The sequence below is a fragment of the Mobilicoccus caccae genome, from assembly GCF_030161635.1.
GTDB lineage: Bacteria > Actinomycetota > Actinomycetes > Actinomycetales > Dermatophilaceae > Mobilicoccus > Mobilicoccus caccae.
Genome location: NZ_BSUO01000001.1, coordinates 1332204 through 1349437 on the forward strand (window position 1 = coordinate 1332204; position 17234 = coordinate 1349437).

Below are 17234 nucleotides of genomic sequence, written 5' to 3' on the forward strand. Positions count from 1 at the left end.
CACCTGCGGTGAACCGGTCGGTCACAGGTGCCTCGCCCCCTCTACGCTGGGAGGACACCCGTAGCGGCAGGAGACCACCATGACCGAGTTCACGCTGCCCGTCCCCGCGGATTGGCGTCGTGCCGAACCGTTCTACGCCGGTGCCCTCGATCGGGCGCTGACCGTGCTGCGTGATCCACGAACTCCCGAACGTCTCGTGCGGTACTACGAGCGGCAGAGCAACTACGCGGGTGCCACCTTCACCCAGCTCACCGACGACGCGCCCACCCGGGTCACCGAGCGCGACCTGCTGGCGGTCAGCCTGCTCGACGTCACGGTTCCGCCGGCCACCGTCCGGGCGCTGCTCGAGGACGGCGGGGTGCGGGAGAAGGTCGAGGAACTCCTCTCCCTCGACCGGCTGCCCGTCGACGCCAAGCTCGAGGAGGTCACCCCCGAGCTGCTCGCGGCCATGGACGACCTTTACACGACCCTGCGGTCGCTCGTCCCGCCGGCGCGCGACCGGTACGCCGTCAACTGGGTGACGGCGGCCAAGCTCTGTGCCCGCAAGCGCCCCGACCTCTTTCCGGTGCGCGACGAGGTCGTCTGCCGTTACCTCGGCACCTGGCCCTCGCGCTACCAGATCGACTGGCAGGTGTTCGCGTACGTCATCGGTCAGCAGGAGGTGCGTGACCGGCTGACCCGCCTCATCACCCGCACCGCCGAGTCCGACGCCGTCGACGTGGGCAACCCGGCGCACCTGCTGCGGCACCTGGACGTCTGCATCTGGATGCACGCCCCGCACACCTTCTGAGCTCGCGCCGGCCTCCGGTACGTCCCGGCGCGCCGGAGGCCGGACCCGTGTGTGCCACTCCGGCCGGCGGTGGAGAATCGGGCCCATGACGTCCATCGCTCTGACCGCCGCCGACGAGTCCCGACGGCGGGGGCTGGTCCGCATGCGGGCCGTCGCCACCTCGCTGTTCGTGCTCGCGATCGTCGTGTTCGTGCTGACCATGCACCGGGACGGCTGGCTCGGGTACGTGAACGCCACGGCCGAGGCGGCGATGGTCGGCGCGCTCGCCGACTGGTTCGCCGTCACGGCCCTGTTCCGGCACCCGCTCGGCATCCCCATTCCGCACACGGCCCTCGTGCCTCGCAAGAAGGACGTCTTCGCCAAGTCGCTCGAGGACTTCGTCGCGGGTCACTTCCTCACCGGCGAGGCGGCGCGGGAACGGCTGGCCGGCTCCGAGGCCGCCGCGCGCGCCGGGCGATGGCTCGCCGACCCGGCCAACAGCGAGCGTGTCGTCGTGCACGCCTCCGCACTCACCCGGCGGGCGCTCGAGCACGTCACCGACGAGGAGATGCAGGCCGTCCTCGAACACTCCGTGATGCCACGGCTGGTCCGCGAACCCGTCGCACCGCTGGCCGGCACGCTGCTGGGGCAGGTCGTCGAGGACGACGTGCACCGCCACCTGGTCGACCTCGTCGTCGTCGAGGCGCACGACTGGTTGCTCGACAACCCCGACACGTTCGCCTCCGTCGTGGGGGAGCGGGCGCCCACGTGGTCGCCGCTGTGGGTCAACAGCATGGTCGTCGACCGGCTGCACACCGAGGCGCTCCGGTGGGTCCGCGACGTGCGCGACACCCGCGACCATCGGGTCCGCCTCGCCGTCGACGACCTCCTGCGTGACCTGGCACGCAACCTGCGTGAGGACCCTGCCACGATGCGGCGCGCCGAGGAGCTCAAGGAGACCTTCCTGACCCATCCGCAGACCATGGACACCGCGATGAGCCTCTGGGCCGTCCTGCGGCGCACCCTGGTGGACGCGATGGAGGACCCCGAGGGCCGGCTGCGCACCCGTCTGCACGAAGAACTCGTCTCCTTGGGCGAGCGGCTGCAGCACGACCCCGACCTGCGCACCCGCGTCGAACGCCGCGCTGGGGACATCATCGCCGGGCTCGTCGACACCTACGGCGCCGAGCTGGTGCCGGTCATCTCCCAAGTGATCCAGCGGTGGGACGGCAAGGAGGCCGCCGAGCGCATCGAACTGCACGTGGGACGCGACCTGCAGTTCATCCGCATCAACGGCACCGTCGTCGGCGGACTCGCCGGATTCCTCATCCACGCCCTCAGCGGGTTGGCGGCCTGAGCCCCGCACGCGGCAGGACGCAGCTGCGGGACAGGTGGGCGCTCAGCCGATCTCGTACATGTCGGTGATGAGGTGGGCGTAGCGGTGTTCCACCGGACGCCGACGCACCTTGAGCGTGGGGGTCAGCTCACCGGCGTCCATCGACAGCGGCTCGGCGAGCAGCCGGAACTTCTGGATCCGTTCGAACTTGGCGGCGTTGCGGCCGATCCGGCCGATGAGGTCGTCGTAGTACTGCTCGACCTCGCCCAGCCCGAGGAGATCCTCGCGCGTCTCGAACGGCCACCCGCGCTCGCGGGCGTAGGCCTCGAGCTCCTCGAACGTCGGTTGGATCAGGGCGGTCAGATAGGGCCGGCCGTCACCAACGACCACGGCGGCCTCGACGAGCGCGTCTGCGGACAGGGCCGATTCGATGGGCCCGGGCGCGACGTTCTTGCCCTGGGTGGTGACGATGAGGTCCTTGATGCGGTCGGTGATGACGAGATATCCGTCGCGATCGAGGTAGCCGACGTCGCCGGTGTGGAACCAGCCGTCGTCGTCGATCACCGCGGCCGTCTCCTCCGGGCGGCCGTGGTAGCCGGCCATGACGTTCTCACCGCGCACGAGGATCTCGCCGGTCTCGGCGGCGATGCGCACCTGGGTACCCGGCACCGGCGTGCCGACCGTGCCGAACCGGGTCGCCCCGGGCGCGTTGCACGACACCAGCGGCGAGGTCTCCGTGAGTCCGTACCCCTGGTAGACGTGCAGGCCGGCGGCGAGGAAGAACTCCTCGACCTCGCGGCGCAGGGGAGCGCCACCGGCGGCCATGACGTGCTTGGGGCCGCCCACGGCGTCGCGCACGTTGTGCAGGACCAGCCGGTCGGCCAGCGCGTGTTGCGCGGCCAGGGCGCGGGGGACGGGTCGTCCGGTCATCCGGCGCATCTGCACGATGCCGCCGATGCGGAAGGCCCAGTCGAAGATGCGGCGTTTCGTGCCGGTACCCGCCTTGGCGTGGGCGCCCGCGTAGACCTTCTCGTAGAGGCGGGGGACCGACACGAAGGTCGCCGGGCGGATGTCGAGCATGGCCTGCGCGACGGACTTGGGATCGGTGACCGAGCAACTCTCCAGGCCGTTCGCGAGGACCACATAGGTCCAGGCCCGCTCGTAGGCGTGGCTCAGCGGCAGGAAGGACATGTTGCGCTTGCCGCGTGGCATGGCGAAGCGGTCGTCGATGGCCGTGAGCTGGTGGCAGAACGTGCGATGGGTGAGGACCACGCCCTTGGGATCGCCCGTGGTTCCCGAGGTGTAGATGATCGTCACCGGGTCGTCCGGCTCGATGACGGCCTCGCGGTTGGCCAGAGTCTCCGCGCCGGCCCCGGTGGCGCTCGTCGCCCCGAGCAGCTGCGACAGGGTCGTCACGCCCTGCGCCTGACCGTCCATGAGGACGCGACGGACCCTGGTGGAGGCCGGGGGAGTCGCGCTGCCGCCACCGTCGCTGGTGTCGGCATCGCCCGCATCGAGCAGCGGGAGCGCCTCCTCGACCCTGGCCAGGAGCTCGGGCGTGCCGCTGAAGACGACCGAGGCGTCGCTGTCGCGCAGGACGTGCGCGATCTGGTGCGGGGTGCTCGTGGTGTAGATGGGCACGCTTATCACTCCGGCGCGCAGGCAGGCCACGTCGATCATCGACCACTCGGGGGAGTTACCGGCGTGGATGGCGACCCGGTCGCCACGGCTGCACCCGAGGTCGATGAGGGCCACCGCCAACCGGACACTGATGTCGCCCAACTCGCGGTAGGTCGTGGTCTCCCACCGACCCTCTCGGCGGACACGCAGCGCCACGAGCTCGGCGTTCCGGCTCATGCTCGTGGCAAGCCACGTCGTCAGGTTGCGGTGGGGCACGGGCAGCTCCTCGATCCCTCGGTGGGCTACCCCACCGTAAGTCAGACGGGGCCACGATGGCACGCCGCGAGGGCGACTGCCCGGACGCTCCCGGCGGACCATCGTCGATCCCGGTGGCGGCGGGAGGTCCGGGGTGCCCTCGGCCCCGCTGCCTGCTTCGTTGCCGCCTCGCCGAGTTCGTCCTGGCGTCGGCGTCGGCTACCGTCGTGCTCGCGACGGTGTCGCTCTCCGGCCTCCCGGTGGGAGAGCCCGCCGTCTTCGACCCGCCCATGGCCCACAGGAGTAGTCATGCGCCGACTCACCGCGCTCACACTGGCCGGAGTACTTCTCGGGGCCGGCACGCTCTCGGCCTGCTCGGCCGGGGCCGGGTCCTCCTCGGGCCCGTCCGGGGCGGCCGTCTCGACCGATCTCGCGGTGGGGATGGTGGCCGAACCCGCGAACCTCGACTTCACCACCACCGACGGCGCCGCGATCCCGCAGGCCCTGTTGAACAACGTGTACGAACCTCTCGTGGCGATCGACGCGGAGGGGCGCATCGTCCCCAAGCTCGCCACGAGCTGGGAGATCTCCGCCGACCGAAAGACGTACACCTTCACCCTCGTGGACAACGCGACGTTCTCCGACGGTGCCCCGTTCACCGCCGACGACGCGGTGTTCTCCATCGAGCGCGTCAAGGACGACTGGACGACGTCGCTGGCCGACGCCATGGATGTCGTGGAGAAGGCCGAGGCGACGTCGCCCACGACGCTGACGGTGACGTTGAGCCGTCCGAGCAACGACTGGCTCTACCGCATGACCACCCGGATCGGCGCGATGTTCTCGCGGACCGGGGTGGACGAGCTCGCCACGAAGACCGTCGGCACCGGCCCGTACACCGTGGACCGCTGGACCCGCGGGGACCACCTGCACCTGGTCCGTCGCGACGGCTACTGGGGCCAGGCGCCGTTCTTCACCGGGGTCACCCTGCGCTACTTCAAGGACCCGACCGCTCTCAACAACGCCCTGCTCACCGACTCCATCGACGTCATCTCCACGATCCAGGCGCCAGAGGCCCTCGGGCAGTTCTCCGGCGACCAGCGCTTCCAGGTCATCGAGGGCACGACGAACGGCGAGGTCGTCCTGTCGTTCAACAACGCCAAGGCGCCGTTCGACGACCGGTCGGTGCGTCAGGCAGCCCGGCAGGCCATCGACAAGGACGCGCTCCTGCAGACGTGCTGGGCCGGTCGCGGCAGCCGGATCGGCAGCATGGTGCCGCCGACCGACCCCTGGTACGAGGACCTCACCTCGATCCACCCGCACGACCCGGAGGCCGCCCGCACGCTCCTGGCCGAGAGCGGCAACCCCACGCCGACGATCCGCCTGCGCCTGCCGACCCTGCCCTACGCCACCTCGTGCGGCCAGGTCGTCAAGAGCGACCTGGAGAAGGTCGGGTTCAGGGTCACCCTCGACCAACTGGAGTTCCCGGCCGGGTGGGTCACCGAGGTGATGAAGAACGGCGACTACGACGCCTCGATCGTCGCCCACGTCGAGCCGCGCGACCTGCCGACCCTGTACGGCAACCCCGACTACTACCTGCACTACGACAACGCCGAGGTGCGCGCCGCACTCGCGAAGGCCGATGCCGGCGACGAGCAGACCCAGATTGCCACCATGCGCGAGGTCGCCCGGACGATCTCCACCGACGCCGCCTCGGACTGGCTGTTCCTCCTGCCCAACCTCATGGTGGCCGACAAGGACATCACCGGGCTGCCGAAGAACGCCGTCGGTGAGTCCTTCGACCTGACCACCCTCGCGCGCGGCTGAGCCTCGACGATGGTGGTCCTGCGGCGGCTCGCCGGCCTCGCGCTCGCGTTGTTCGTGAGCTCGCTGCTGGTGTTCGCGTTCATGCAGGTCCTGCCCGGCGACCCGGCGCGGGTGGCCCTCGGCCTCAACGCCGGTGAGGAGGCGGTGGCGCGGCTGCGCGCCGACTTCGGCCTCGACGCGCCGCTGACCGAGCGGTACACCGAGTGGGTGGGTGGGCTCCTGACCGGCGACTTCGGCACGAGCTACCTGTCCCGGATGCCGATCGGACCGCAGATCGCCGACCGGTTCGGGGTGACCGCGTGGCTGGTCGCCGCCGCCATGCTCGTCGCCGTCGTCATCGCCGTGCCCGCGGGCACGTTCGCCGCGTGGCGCCACCGCCGGCCCAGCGGGGTGCTGGTCTCGGCCGCCTCCCAGATCGGGATGGCGATCCCCTCCTTCCTCGCCGGCATCCTGCTCATCACGCTCTTCGCCGTGCACCTGCGCTGGCTGCCCGCCGGCGGCTGGACGGCGCCCGTCCTCGACCCGATCGCCTTCGTCCGCTCCCTGATCCTGCCCGCGCTCGCGCTCGGCCTCGTCCAGGCGGCGGTCCTGACCAGGTACGTCCGCTCGGCCGTCCTCGACGTCCTGCGGGAGGACTACCTGCGCACCGCCCGCGCCAAGGGGCTGCGTCCGGTGCCGGCCCTCGTGCGACACGGCCTGCGCAACGCCTCGATCCCCGTCGTCACCGTGCTCGCCCTGCAGCTCACGACCATGCTCGTGGGTGCCGTCGTCGTCGAACGGGTCTTCGTCGTCCCCGGCCTCGGGAGCCTGCTGCTCGACGCCGTCGCCGCCCGCGACCTGCTCGTCGTGCAGAACGTCGTCATGGTGCTCGTGGTCGCCGTGCTCGTGGTCAACCTCGTCGTCGAGCTCCTCTACGCGATGCTCGACCCCCGCCTGTCGGGCAGGAGGTGAGCACCATGAAGCGTCCCGCGTCCGCAGCCCGTCCCGCCGGTCGTCCCGCGAGCCGTCCGCCCGTGCGTCTCACCCCGCGACGTCGCCGCCGTCTCGACCCGGCCCTGCTCGTCGGCGCGACGATCGTCGGCCTGCTCGTGCTCCTGGCGGCCGTGTCATTGGTGTGGACCCCGCACGACCCGCTGGCCATGGACGCCGCCACCCGGCTCGCCCCACCCGACGGCGAGCACTGGCTCGGGACCGACAAGTTCGGACGCGATGTCGCCAGTTCGATCATGGTGGGCGCCCGGACGACCCTGCTGGTCGGCATCGTGAGCGTCGGGATCGCGGCCCTGGTGGGCGTTCCCCTCGGCATCCTCGCCGCGATGGGCCCGCGGTGGCTCGGGCTGCTGCTCATGCGGGGCACGGACATCCTGCTCGCGTTCCCCGCCCTGCTGCTCGCGATCATGTTCAGCGCCGTGTACGGCGCGAGCACGACGATCGCCATGCTCGCCATCGGCATCGCGACCATCCCGACCTTCGCCCGGGTCACCCGCTCCGGGGCGCTGACCGTGCTGCGGGCGGAGTTCGTCCCGGCGGCCCGGCTCGCGGGGTTGGGCGGACCCGCCATCGCCGTGCGACACGTGCTCCCCAACATCGTCGGCCTCGTCATCGTGCAGGCCTCCGTGGCGTTCGCCATCGCGATCCTCGCCGAGGCCGCGCTGTCCTTCCTCGGCCTCGGCACCCCGCCGCCGACCCCGTCGTGGGGACGCATGCTGCAGGAGAGCCAGGAGATGCTGTGGTCGGCGCCGCGGCTCGCCCTCATCCCCGGCACCGCGATCGCCCTGGCCGTGCTCGGCTTCAACCTCCTCGGCGACGGGCTGCGCGACCTGCTCGACCCTCGACTCAAGGACCGCACATGATCGGCGCCGCAGGCACGCCGGGGCCGGCCGTGCCCGCCCTGTCCGTGACCGGTCTCGGGGTCGCGGCCCGCGGCCGCGAGATCGTGACCGGGGTCGACCTGCGCATCGAGCCGGGCGAACGGGTCGGGCTCATCGGGGAATCCGGGTCGGGCAAGTCGCTCACCGCGCTCGCCATCATGGGGCTGCTGCCGGACGACCTCACCCCGCGGGGTTCGGTGCGGATCGCCGGGGTCGGCCACGACGTCGTCGGCGCGCGCGAACGTGACCTGTCGGCCATGCGCGGCCGGGACGTGTCGATGGTCTTCCAGGAGCCGATGTCGGCCCTGAACCCGACCATGCGGGTCGGGCGGCAGATCGCCGAGACGCTGCTCATCCGCCGGCCGGGTGCCGCGGACAGGAGCGAGCAGGCGCGCGAACACACCGAGACGAGTGCCCGCGAGGCCGCCCTCACCCTCATGGCCGAGCTCGGCATCCCCGACCCCGCCTCCTCCTACCGCGCCTACCCCCACCAGCTCTCCGGTGGGCAACGGCAACGGGTCGTGCTCGCGATCGCCCTGGCGAACGACCCGACGCTCCTCGTGTGCGACGAGCCGACGACGGCCCTCGACGTGACCGTGCAGGCCTACGTGCTCGACCGCATCGTCCGGTCGACCCACGACCGGGGCTCGGCGGTGCTGTTCATCAGCCACGACCTCCCGGTGGTCGCCTCGGTGTGCAGCCGTGTGCACGTGATGAATCGAGGCCGCATCGTCGAATCCGGCCCGGTCGAGACCGTCTTCACCCGCCCTACCCACCCCTACACCCGGCGCCTGCTCGACGCCTCGGAACTCCCGCCGCGTCCCTCCTCCGGCGGCGGACGCCGTGGGGCGACGGCGTCTGTGGCGTCGACGGGATCTGTGGGGTCGACGGGATCGTCCAGCGCGGGGAGCGGGTCACCCGCCGCGAGGCCGATGCCGACGCGGCGCCGATCGTGGACGTCTCCGGCGTGACCCGGGTCTACCGGCGCGGGGGCCTGTTCGGTCGCGGTCGGGAGGTGCACGCGCTGCGCGGGGTGGACCTGCAGGTGAGGGCCGGTGAACGCGTCGGGATCGTCGGGGAGTCCGGGTCGGGCAAGTCGACGCTGCTGCGGATCATCGCCGGGCTCGACGGACCGACCTCCGGTCACGTGAGTGTCGACGGTCACCGGGTGCGATCCAAGGCCGACCTCCGCCGGGTCCGCGAACGCCTGCAGCTCGTCTTCCAGGATCCGGTCGGCAGTCTCGACCCCCGCATGACGGTGGCCGACATCGTGGGCGAACCCCTGCGTGGCCTCGACCGTCCCGGCGGACGGGAGCGGGTGGAGGAGTTGCTCACCGCCGTGGGGCTGCGTCCCGACGTGGGGGAGCGGTACCCCCACCAGTTCTCCGGCGGTGAGCGGCAACGGATCTCGATCGCCCGCGCCCTGGCTCCCTCCCCGCGCATCCTCCTCGCGGACGAGCCGGTCAGTGCCCTGGACGTGTCGGTGCGGGCGCAGGTCCTGCGGCTGCTCTCGGACCTGGTCGACGACTTCGGGCTGACCCTCATCCTCGTCAGCCACGACCTGTCGGTCATCCGGCACGTCTGTGACCGGGTGCTCGTGATGCGCGACGGCGAGGTGGTCGAAGCGGGGTCGGCCATCGACGTGTACGAGGCGCCGACCCACCCCTACACGAGGCGACTCGTCGGGTCGATCCCGACACTGGACCGGGCGCTGCACGGTGTGGACGCGACGATGCTGGCCCGCGCACCGGAGTCGGCCCAGGCCAGCCGGCACGTCGTGCGCGGTCGCGAAGGAGAACGGTGACGGTGACGAATCCCCAGACGATGTCGAATCCCGACCATGTGGGCCCCGGTCCGAGCAATTCCATCCTCGACGTGGACGGGTTGCGCGTCGGTCACGCCGCGGCCGAGGCGCCCGGAGCCCTGTCGGGCACCACGGTCGTCCTCGCCGACCCCGACGTGCTCACCGAGGGGATGGTCGGCGGTGTCGACGTGCGCGGCGGCGGTCCGGGGACGCGCGAGACCGACCTGCTCGACCCCCGCAACGTCGTCGAGCGCATCCACGCCGTGTGCCTCACGGGCGGCAGCGCCTTCGGGCTCGGCGCCGCCGACGGCGTCATGGCGGGGTTGTTCTCCGACGGCATCGGCCTGCCGATGGGGGCGCCCGGTGAGGTCGTCCCCCTCGTCCCCTCCGCGGTCGTCTTCGACCTCGGCCGGGGTGGGGTGTTCGGTGCCCACCCCGACGCCGCGACCGGGGCGGCCGCGTATCGCGCCGCCCGGGTGGGCGGCCCGGTGGAGGTCGGCTGCGTGGGCGCGGGGCGAGGCGCCAAGGCCGGCGGTTTCAAGGGCGGAGTCGGCACCGCGAGCGCCACGTGTGCGGACGGCTCGGTCGTCGCGGCCCTCGTCGTCTGCAACAGCCTGGGGGAGGTCGTCGCCCCCGACGGGACGTTCCACGCGGCCTCCGTGCTGCTGCCGCAGGACACCCCCGAGGCCGAGCTGCGCGCGCCGTCGTCCGCCGACCTGGAGGCCGCCCGACGGGCCGCCGTCGACGTCCCGGCTCAGGTCGTGGGACGCCCGGGTCTCGCCACGACGATCGGCGTGGTCGCCACCGACGTCACCCTGACCAAGGCCCAGTGCGCCAAGTTGGCCGGTGTGGGACACGACGGGATCGGCATCGCGGTGCGTCCGGCGCACACCATGCTCGACGGTGACACCCTGTTCGGCCTGTCGACGACCCGACGGCCCGCCCCTGACCTGCCCGGATTCCACGACATCCTCACCCAGGCGTCGCTGGTGGTGGCACGCGCCGTGGTCGGGGCCGTGCTCGCCGCCACCACCGTGACCACACCGGCGGGAACCTGGCGCGCCTACGCCGACGCCTTCCCCAGCGCGTTCGGTGCCCGTGGTGGCCGGTCGGGGAACGGTTGAGCGTTCAGTAGACTGGCCGCTCTCGACCGTTCGGAGGCCCTCGTACATGATCGCCCTCATCGCGGCCCACCTCGTGGTGGCGCTGTTCGCGCCGACCCTGATCGGCCGACTCGGAACGCGGGCGTTCTGGATCCTGGCGCTGCCCCCGGCGGCCACGGCCCTCTGGGCACTGGCGATGTACCCGGCGGTCTCGGGCGGGCCCCCACCGGTGGAGGTCTTCCCCTGGGTGCCCTCTCTCGGTCTGGAACTCGCGTTCCGCATGGACGCCCTGGCGTGGTTGATGACCCTCGTGGTGTCGGTGATCGGTGTCCTCGTCCTGGTCTACTGCGCGGGGTACTTCGCGGAGGACGAGCCGGGTCTGGGCCGTTTCGGCGCGTGCCTGCTGGCCTTCGCCGGCGCGATGCTGGGCCTGGTGACCAGCGACGACGTGCTCATGCTCTTCATCTTCTGGGAGTTCACGACCGTCCTGTCCTACCTGCTCATCGGGCATCGCCCCGAGAGCCGCGCCAGCCGGTGGGCCGCGATGGAGGCGCTGGTGGTCACCACCTTCGGCGGCCTGGCCATGCTCGTGGGTCTCATCATGCTGGGGGAGCAGGCCGGCTCCTACCGGCTCTCGGACATCCTCGCCGCGCCGCAGCCCGGTGCGTACACGGTGTGGGCGGTGATCCTGCTCCTCGTCGGCGCCCTGAGCAAGTCGGCCCTCGTGCCCTTCCACTTCTGGCTGCCCGGGGCGATGGCCGCCCCCACGCCCGTCAGCGCCTACCTGCACGCGGCGGCGATGGTCAAGGCCGGCATCTACCTCGTCGCGCGGCTCGCTCCGGCCTACTCCGACCTGCCGGGTTGGCAGCCGATCGTGCTCGTCCTGGGCGGACTGACGATGCTCGTCGGTGCCCTCGCGGCGCTGCGTCAGACCGACATCAAACTGCTCCTGGCCTACGGCACCGTGAGTCAGCTCGGGTTCCTCACGGTCCTCAACGGCGCGGGGACCCCCAAGGCGGCGCTGGCCGGTCTCGCGGTGTTGCTCGCGCACGCCCTGTTCAAGTCCTCGCTGTTCCTCGTCGTCGGCGCGGTCGACCACGCCACGGGGACCCGCGATCTGCGGCGTCTCACCGGCCTCGGACGCCGGATGCCGTTGCTGTGCGCCGCGGCGGTGATCTCGGCCGCCTCGATGGCCGGTCTGCCCCCGATGCTGGGCTTCGTCGGCAAAGAGGTCGCCTACGGCGCCTTCACCTCGGATCTGACTGACCCCGTCGATCTCGCCGTCCTCGCCGTCCTCGTGGGTGGATCCGTCCTCACCCTCATGTACAGCTTGAGGTTCATCCACGGCACGTTCTCGACCAAACCGGGTGTCAGCGAGCTCGACCTGCACGAGCTGCCGAGGACCGTCGTCTACGTCCCGGCGATCCTCGCCGCGGCCACGGTGGTGGCCGGTCCGCTCTCGCAGTCGCTGGAAGCGCCGCTGCTCGCCCACGCCGCCCTCATGGGACAGCTCCCTGAGTCGGCGCACCTCGGCCTGTGGCACGGCATCAACGCCGCCCTCCTGCTGTCGGTCCTCACCTGGGTCCTCGGTTTCGGGCTCGACGCGATCGCGCGGCGTCGCGACACCGCCGCGCACGACGCCCGGGTGCAGCGGACCGGCCTCGGTCAGGCGAGCTACCGCTACGTCATGCGGTCACTGGACCGGGTCTCGCTCGAGGTCACCGGTGCCATCCAGCGGGGATCGCTGCCGCTCTCCCTCGGGCTCATCCTCGTCGTCTACCTCGTCCTCGGGGGTGGGGCCCTGCTGCTGGGCCGTTTCGACTGGGCGGGTGCCCCGATGGTCTGGGCCGACGGCCCGGCGCAGGCGATCACGGCGGTCGCGGTCGCCTTCGCGGCGTTCGCCTCCGTGCGATCACGGCGTCGTCTGCGTGCCGTCCTCCTCGTCGGCGTCACCGGGTACGGCTGCGCCTTCCTCTTCCTCCTGCACGGCGCGCCCGACCTGGCGCTGACCCAGGTCCTCGTCGAGACGATCTCGATCATCGTGTTCGTCCTGGTGCTGCGCAGGCTGCCCGGACGCTTCGACGACGATCCCTCGCGGCGCACCCTCGTCCTGCGGGGCCTGCTGGGTGTCAGCATCGGCATCGTCACCGCGGCCCTGGCCTTCATCATCCCCACCTGGCGCACGGCGACCCCGGCCTCGGTCGGGATGGCGGAGCGCGCCTACGACTTCGGCGCGGGCAAGAACATCGTCAACGTCATCCTCGTGGACATGCGCGCCTGGGACACCATGGGCGAGCTGTCGGTGGTCCTCGCCGCCGCGACCGGTATCGCCAGCCTGGTCTTCCTCCGTGAGACCAACGTCGAGGGCGCCCGCCGCAAGCTGGGCGAGATCCTCGCGCGCCGCTCGCGCGTGACGGTCAGCGGCGTCGGCGACCGGTGGCTGGCCGAGGGCATGACCCTCCTGCAGGAGCGTCGTTCGGTCATCCTCGAGATCGTCACGCGACTCGTGTTCCACGTGGTCATCGTGTGGTCGGTCTACCTGTTGCTCGCCGGACACAACTCACCCGGCGGCGGATTCGCCGCAGGTCTGGTCGCCGGCCTGGGCATCTGCCTGCGCTACCTCGCGGGCGGTCGCGACGAGGTGCGGGCGACCCTGCCGATCATGCCGGCGGTCCCGCTCGGCATCGGGCTGTTCCTGTCCGCCGGCAACGGGCTGGCGTCGATGCTCGTGGGCGGCGACGTCCTGCAGACGTGGGACACCTACCTGCAGGTGCCGTTCGTCGGCGAGGTGCACCTCGTGAGCTCCCTGGTCTTCGACATCGGCGTCTACCTCGTCGTCGTCGGGCTGGTGCTCGACATCCTGCAGAGCCTGGGCGGCGCCCTCGACGCGCAGATCGAGGCCAGCCCGGGCCGCACGCGGGACGACTCGCCGGCCCAGTCCGACGACCACCGCGGGGCTCCGCCGAGACACGGGGAGGACGTCGCCAAGGAACACCTGCGCGTGATGTCGATCCACGACGACCGCTATCGGGAGCATCGTCCCGACGACGAGGATGATCCGCACGAGCTTGACGAGAGGAGGACGACATGACCGCCAACCTCACGCTCAGTCTCCTGGTCGGCATCCTCATGGGCTGCGGGATCACCCTGCTCATGGCGCGAGGCATCGTCCGGGCCTTCCTCGGAGTCCTCCTGGTCAGCAACGGCATCAACCTGCTGTTCGTCGCGGCGGCGGGTCCCTCCGGTGTCGCCCCCATCGTCGGCAAGGCGGCCGAGTCCGAGATGAGCGACCCGTTGCCGCAGGCCATGACCCTGACCGCGATCGTCATCACGCTCGCGCTGACCGGTTTCATCCTCGCCCTCGCGCACCGCGGCTGGCAGGTGCGCCAGTCCGACGCCATCACCGACGACGCCGAGGACGCACGCATCCACGCCAAGGCCGCCGCCGACGACATCTCCCACAGCGACTTCACCGGCGACGAACCGACCGAGGACGAGAGCGACGACCCCGGTGGGCACCGGCGCCGAGCCGCCGACGCACGGGCCGAGGAGGCCGGACGATGAACGGCCTCGCCTCCGTCCTGGTCCCGCTGCCGGTCGTGCTGCCGCTGGTGGCCGCGGGCCTGACCCTCGTGGTCACCCGCAGGATCGCGCTGCAGCGAGCCATCAGCCTCACCGCCCTCGGCGTCGTCCTGACCGCCTCGATCTGGATGGTGTTCCTCGCCGACGCGCAGGGGCCCCTGGTCGTCCATGCGGGTGGCTGGGAGCCGCCCATGGGCATCCCCCTGGTGGTCGACCGGCTCTCCGCGATCATGCTCGTCGTCTCGGTCATCGTCACCGGCGGCGTCCTGTTGTTCGCGATCGGGCAGGGCCGCAGCGGCGGGGACGAGAGCGACGGCGACTCGCCGCTGCCGATCTTCCACCCGACGATGATGGTGCTCATCTCCGGCGTCGCGACGACCTTCATCAGCGGCGACCTGTTCCACATCTACGTCGGCTTCGAGATGCTCCTCATCGCGAGCTTCGTGCTCCTCACCCTCGGCGGGTCACCCCAACGCGTGAGCGCGGGTACCAACTACGTCTTCGTCAGCCTGTTGTCCTCGTTGTTCTTCCTGTCTGCGATCGCGCTCGTGTACGCCGCGACCGGCACCGTGACCCTCGCCCAGTTGGCGGGCCGACTCGACGCCCTGTCGCCGGAGGCGGCCGTCACCATCCAGGTCCTGCTCCTCATCGGCTTCGCGGTCAAGGCCGCGGTGTTCCCGATGTCGGGATGGCTCCCGGACTCCTACCCGACGGCCTCGGCGTCGGTGACGGCGGTGTTCGCCGGCCTGCTCACCAAGGTGGGTGTGTACGCGATCATCCGCACGCAGACGTTGCTGTTCCCCCACGGCGCCATCAACAACCTGCTGCTGTGGGCGGCCCTGCTGACGATGCTCGTGGGCATCCTCGGCGCCATCGCCCAGAACGACATCAAACGACTGCTGTCCTTCACGCTCGTCAGCCACATCGGCTACCTGCTGTTCGGCGTCGCGCTGGCCAACCAGGCGGGACTCTCGGGCGCGATCTTCTACATGGTCCACCACATCGTCATCCAGACGACCCTGTTCCTCGTGGTGGGCCTGGTCGAGTGGCGCAGCGGCACGACCTCGCTGGACGAGCTCGGCGGCCTGGCCAAGACGGCCCCGTTCATCGCCATCCTGTTCTTCGTGCCCGCCCTCAACCTCGCCGGCATCCCGCCGTTCTCGGGCTTCCTGGGCAAGGTCGGGATCTTCCAGGGCGGTGTGCAGGAGGGCGGGTGGCTGTCCTACCTCGTCATCGCCTCGGCGGTGTTGACCAGCCTGCTCACGCTGTACGCCGTCGCGCGGGTGTGGGCCCGGGCGTTCTGGCAGCGTCCGGTGACCGAGCTCGTGGCCAAGTCGGTGCACGGGTCGGCCCCCTCGGACACGGCCGCCGAGGGCAACGGGGGCCGTCACGTCGCCGCCGTGCGGCGGGGTGGCCCCGACGGTCCTCTGCGCAATCCCGCCTCCACGCGGTACGCCGACGTCGCCACCGGCCCGCTCGAACTCGACCCGGAGCGCCTGGCGCGTCTGCAGGTCATCGCCGATCGACCGGTCCCGCGGGGCACGGTCCTTCCCACCGTGCTGCTGGTGGTGGTCGGCATCTCCCTCACCGTCGTCGCCGGACCGCTGTACGGGATCACCGACCGCGCGGCCGCCGACCTGCTGGTCCGCACCCCCTACATCGAGGCCGTCTTCCCGGGAGGTGCGCCGTGAGTCAGTCCGTCAGCCCCCGGGGTTCGCTGAGGTACCGGTTGCAGCCGTGGCCGGTCGCCCTGCTCACCCTCGTCTGGGTGTTGCTGTGGGGGTCCTACTCGCTGGTCTCGGTGGTCGGGGGGCTGCTATTGGCCGTCGCGGTGATGATCACCTACCCCCTGCCGCCGCTCCAGCTGGGTCTGCGGATCCGGCCGTGGCCGTTCGTCGTGCTCGTCTCGCGGTTCGCCTTCGATCTGGTGACGGCCAGCTTCCACGTCGCCTACCAGGCGGTGGCGCCCTGGGTCCGGCCGCGGGGACACCTGCTGACGATCGACCTGCGCACCGACGACGACCTCTTCGGCATGATCACCGCCGAGATGACGGCGCTGGTGCCGGGCACCGTGGTCGTCGACCTCGAACCCGGTGAGCGTCGCCTGATCCTGCACGTGTTCGACGAAGCGGAGGAGAACCTGCCGATGGTGGCCGACCGGGTCCGCGCCCAGGAGGCGCGGGTCCTGCGGGCCCTGGCCCGCGACGCGGATCGGATCCTGGGGGAGACGTCATGATCGCGCCGATCTTCACCCTCGTCACGGCCCTCATGCTCGGAGCGGCGGTCGTGCTGGCGGTCGTGCGCATCATCCGCGGGCCCAGCGCCGTCGACCGCGCGATCTCCAACGAGGTCCTCGTGTCGACCATGGTGTGTGCGTTGGGTGTCGAGGCGGCCGTCAACAGGCACACCACCACGCTGCCGATCCTCGTGTCCCTCTCCCTCGTGGGCTTCCTCGCCTCGGTCGCGATCGCGCGGTTCGCCGCACGTGACCGCGACGGGGTGCAGTTGGGCGGAGACGGCAGAGAGTTCCCCGAGACCGGACCGAGGGGGACCCCATGACGACGACCCTGACCACGCTTCGAGCGGCGGCCGTGGCGGTGGACGCCGGAGTGCAGGACACCGTCGGGCTGGTGTGCGACTGGGCGGGGTTGATCGCCCTGTTCTTCGGTGCGGTGCTCTGCCTGGCCTCGGCCATCGGCCTGCTCCGGCTGGACGAGTTGTACGCCCGCATGCACGCGGCGACCAAGCCCCAGGTGCTCGGTGTTCTCCTCGTCCTCATCGGGATCGGTCTGCGGTTGCGCGACCCGTCGGTGATCGGGTTGCTGCTCCTCGTGGGGATCTTCCAGATGCTCACCATCCCCGCCGCGGCGCAGCTGCTCGCGCGTGCTCACCTGCGGACGCAGCCGCGCGGATTCATCGAGAAGTCCGGTGGAAAGGTGGCCACGCTCAACGACGCTCGTCGTCGCGAGGACGAGCGGCGGTCCTGACCTCCCCGAGCGTCGTATCGCGCCGTGAGACCTTGCTGTCCGGGGTGCGGGACGCGGTGTTACGGTCGCGCCAGGTCGAGGCG

The 17234-nt window shown here is 71.2% G+C and carries 15 protein-coding genes; 14 read left to right on the forward strand and 1 reads right to left on the reverse strand.

The window, feature by feature from the left end:
- Window positions 1–79 precede the first annotated feature (79 nt).
- Together QQK49_RS06395 and QQK49_RS06400 are read left to right on the forward strand one after the other, a co-directional pair.
- Window positions 80–790 (forward strand): DUF6308 family protein, encoded by a 711-nt coding sequence (locus tag QQK49_RS06395; RefSeq protein ID WP_284303216.1) that lies wholly within the window; start codon window positions 80–82, stop codon window positions 788–790.
- Between the two features lie 85 nt (window positions 791–875).
- On the forward strand, window positions 876–2126 hold the full coding sequence (locus QQK49_RS06400; RefSeq protein WP_284303217.1) for a DUF445 domain-containing protein: 1251 nt from the start codon (window positions 876–878) through the stop codon (window positions 2124–2126).
- Window positions 2127–2168: 42 nt separating this feature from the next.
- Here QQK49_RS06400 and QQK49_RS06405 read toward each other — a convergent pair whose 3' ends face one another.
- Entirely contained in the window at window positions 2169–4001 is a 1833-nt protein-coding gene (locus QQK49_RS06405; RefSeq protein WP_284303218.1) for an AMP-dependent synthetase/ligase, read from the reverse strand.
- A gap of 288 nt (window positions 4002–4289) precedes the next feature.
- Between QQK49_RS06405 and QQK49_RS06410 the strand changes: the two genes are divergently transcribed.
- Genes QQK49_RS06410 through mnhG form a run of 12 tightly spaced genes read left to right on the forward strand, consistent with a single transcriptional unit; the run spans window position 4290 to window position 17151 of the window.
- On the forward strand, window positions 4290–5804 hold the full coding sequence (locus QQK49_RS06410) for an ABC transporter substrate-binding protein (RefSeq protein ID WP_284303219.1): 1515 nt from the start codon (window positions 4290–4292) through the stop codon (window positions 5802–5804).
- A gap of 9 nt (window positions 5805–5813) precedes the next feature.
- On the forward strand, window positions 5814–6755 hold the full coding sequence (locus QQK49_RS06415; protein WP_284303220.1) for an ABC transporter permease: 942 nt from the start codon (window positions 5814–5816) through the stop codon (window positions 6753–6755).
- A gap of 5 nt (window positions 6756–6760) precedes the next feature.
- Window positions 6761–7657 (forward strand): ABC transporter permease, encoded by an 897-nt coding sequence (locus QQK49_RS06420; protein WP_284303221.1) that lies wholly within the window; start codon window positions 6761–6763, stop codon window positions 7655–7657.
- Window positions 7654–8646 carry an ATP-binding cassette domain-containing protein gene (locus QQK49_RS22640; protein ID WP_348536111.1) on the forward strand — a complete coding sequence of 331 codons (993 nt, stop codon included), beginning with the start codon at window positions 7654–7656 and terminating at the stop codon, window positions 8644–8646. The genes QQK49_RS06420 and QQK49_RS22640 overlap by 4 nt, the downstream gene beginning before the upstream one ends.
- Window positions 8643–9479, forward strand: coding sequence for an ABC transporter ATP-binding protein (locus tag QQK49_RS22645; RefSeq protein ID WP_348536112.1), 837 nt, complete (start codon window positions 8643–8645; stop codon window positions 9477–9479). Before QQK49_RS22640 ends, QQK49_RS22645 begins: the two co-directional genes overlap by 4 nt.
- Window positions 9480–9481: 2 nt before the next feature.
- Entirely contained in the window at window positions 9482–10603 is a 1122-nt protein-coding gene (locus QQK49_RS06430) for a P1 family peptidase (protein ID WP_348536113.1), read from the forward strand.
- A 46-nt stretch (window positions 10604–10649) separates the two neighbouring features.
- Complete coding sequence (locus tag QQK49_RS06435) at window positions 10650–13673, forward strand: Na+/H+ antiporter subunit A (protein WP_284303222.1); 3024 nt, start codon at window positions 10650–10652, stop codon at window positions 13671–13673.
- A complete protein-coding gene (locus QQK49_RS06440) occupies window positions 13670–14146 on the forward strand; it encodes a Na(+)/H(+) antiporter subunit C (protein WP_284303223.1) in 477 nt (158 codons plus the stop codon). The genes QQK49_RS06435 and QQK49_RS06440 overlap by 4 nt, the downstream gene beginning before the upstream one ends.
- Window positions 14143–15855 carry a Na+/H+ antiporter subunit D gene (locus QQK49_RS06445; protein WP_284303224.1) on the forward strand — a complete coding sequence of 571 codons (1713 nt, stop codon included), beginning with the start codon at window positions 14143–14145 and terminating at the stop codon, window positions 15853–15855. Before QQK49_RS06440 ends, QQK49_RS06445 begins: the two co-directional genes overlap by 4 nt.
- Window positions 15852–16400: a Na+/H+ antiporter subunit E gene (locus tag QQK49_RS06450; protein ID WP_284303225.1), complete on the forward strand. Its 549-nt coding sequence runs from the start codon at window positions 15852–15854 to the stop codon at window positions 16398–16400. The genes QQK49_RS06445 and QQK49_RS06450 overlap by 4 nt, the downstream gene beginning before the upstream one ends.
- On the forward strand, window positions 16397–16723 hold the full coding sequence (locus tag QQK49_RS06455) for an MrpF/PhaF family protein (RefSeq protein WP_284303226.1): 327 nt from the start codon (window positions 16397–16399) through the stop codon (window positions 16721–16723). The genes QQK49_RS06450 and QQK49_RS06455 overlap by 4 nt, the downstream gene beginning before the upstream one ends.
- On the forward strand, window positions 16720–17151 hold the full coding sequence (gene mnhG / locus QQK49_RS06460; protein WP_284303227.1) for a monovalent cation/H(+) antiporter subunit G: 432 nt from the start codon (window positions 16720–16722) through the stop codon (window positions 17149–17151). The genes QQK49_RS06455 and mnhG overlap by 4 nt, the downstream gene beginning before the upstream one ends.
- The last annotated feature ends 83 nt before the right edge of the window (window positions 17152–17234 follow it).

Excerpts from the sequence above, each read along its gene's own strand:
- QQK49_RS06395 (WP_284303216.1), top strand. The coding sequence starts at position 80 with ATGACCGAGTTCACGCTGCCCGTCCCCGCGGATTGGCGTCGTGCCGAA.
- QQK49_RS06400 (WP_284303217.1), top strand. The coding sequence starts at position 876 with ATGACGTCCATCGCTCTGACCGCCGCCGACGAGTCCCGACGGCGGGGG.
- QQK49_RS06410 (WP_284303219.1), top strand. The coding sequence starts at position 4,290 with ATGCGCCGACTCACCGCGCTCACACTGGCCGGAGTACTTCTCGGGGCC.
- QQK49_RS06415 (WP_284303220.1), top strand. The coding sequence starts at position 5,814 with ATGGTGGTCCTGCGGCGGCTCGCCGGCCTCGCGCTCGCGTTGTTCGTG.
- QQK49_RS06420 (WP_284303221.1), top strand. The coding sequence starts at position 6,761 with ATGAAGCGTCCCGCGTCCGCAGCCCGTCCCGCCGGTCGTCCCGCGAGC.
- QQK49_RS22640 (WP_348536111.1), top strand. The coding sequence starts at position 7,654 with ATGATCGGCGCCGCAGGCACGCCGGGGCCGGCCGTGCCCGCCCTGTCC.
- QQK49_RS06435 (WP_284303222.1), top strand. The coding sequence starts at position 10,650 with ATGATCGCCCTCATCGCGGCCCACCTCGTGGTGGCGCTGTTCGCGCCG.
- QQK49_RS06440 (WP_284303223.1), top strand. The coding sequence starts at position 13,670 with ATGACCGCCAACCTCACGCTCAGTCTCCTGGTCGGCATCCTCATGGGC.
- QQK49_RS06445 (WP_284303224.1), top strand. The coding sequence starts at position 14,143 with ATGAACGGCCTCGCCTCCGTCCTGGTCCCGCTGCCGGTCGTGCTGCCG.
- QQK49_RS06455 (WP_284303226.1), top strand. The coding sequence starts at position 16,397 with ATGATCGCGCCGATCTTCACCCTCGTCACGGCCCTCATGCTCGGAGCG.
- mnhG (WP_284303227.1), top strand. The coding sequence starts at position 16,720 with ATGACGACGACCCTGACCACGCTTCGAGCGGCGGCCGTGGCGGTGGAC.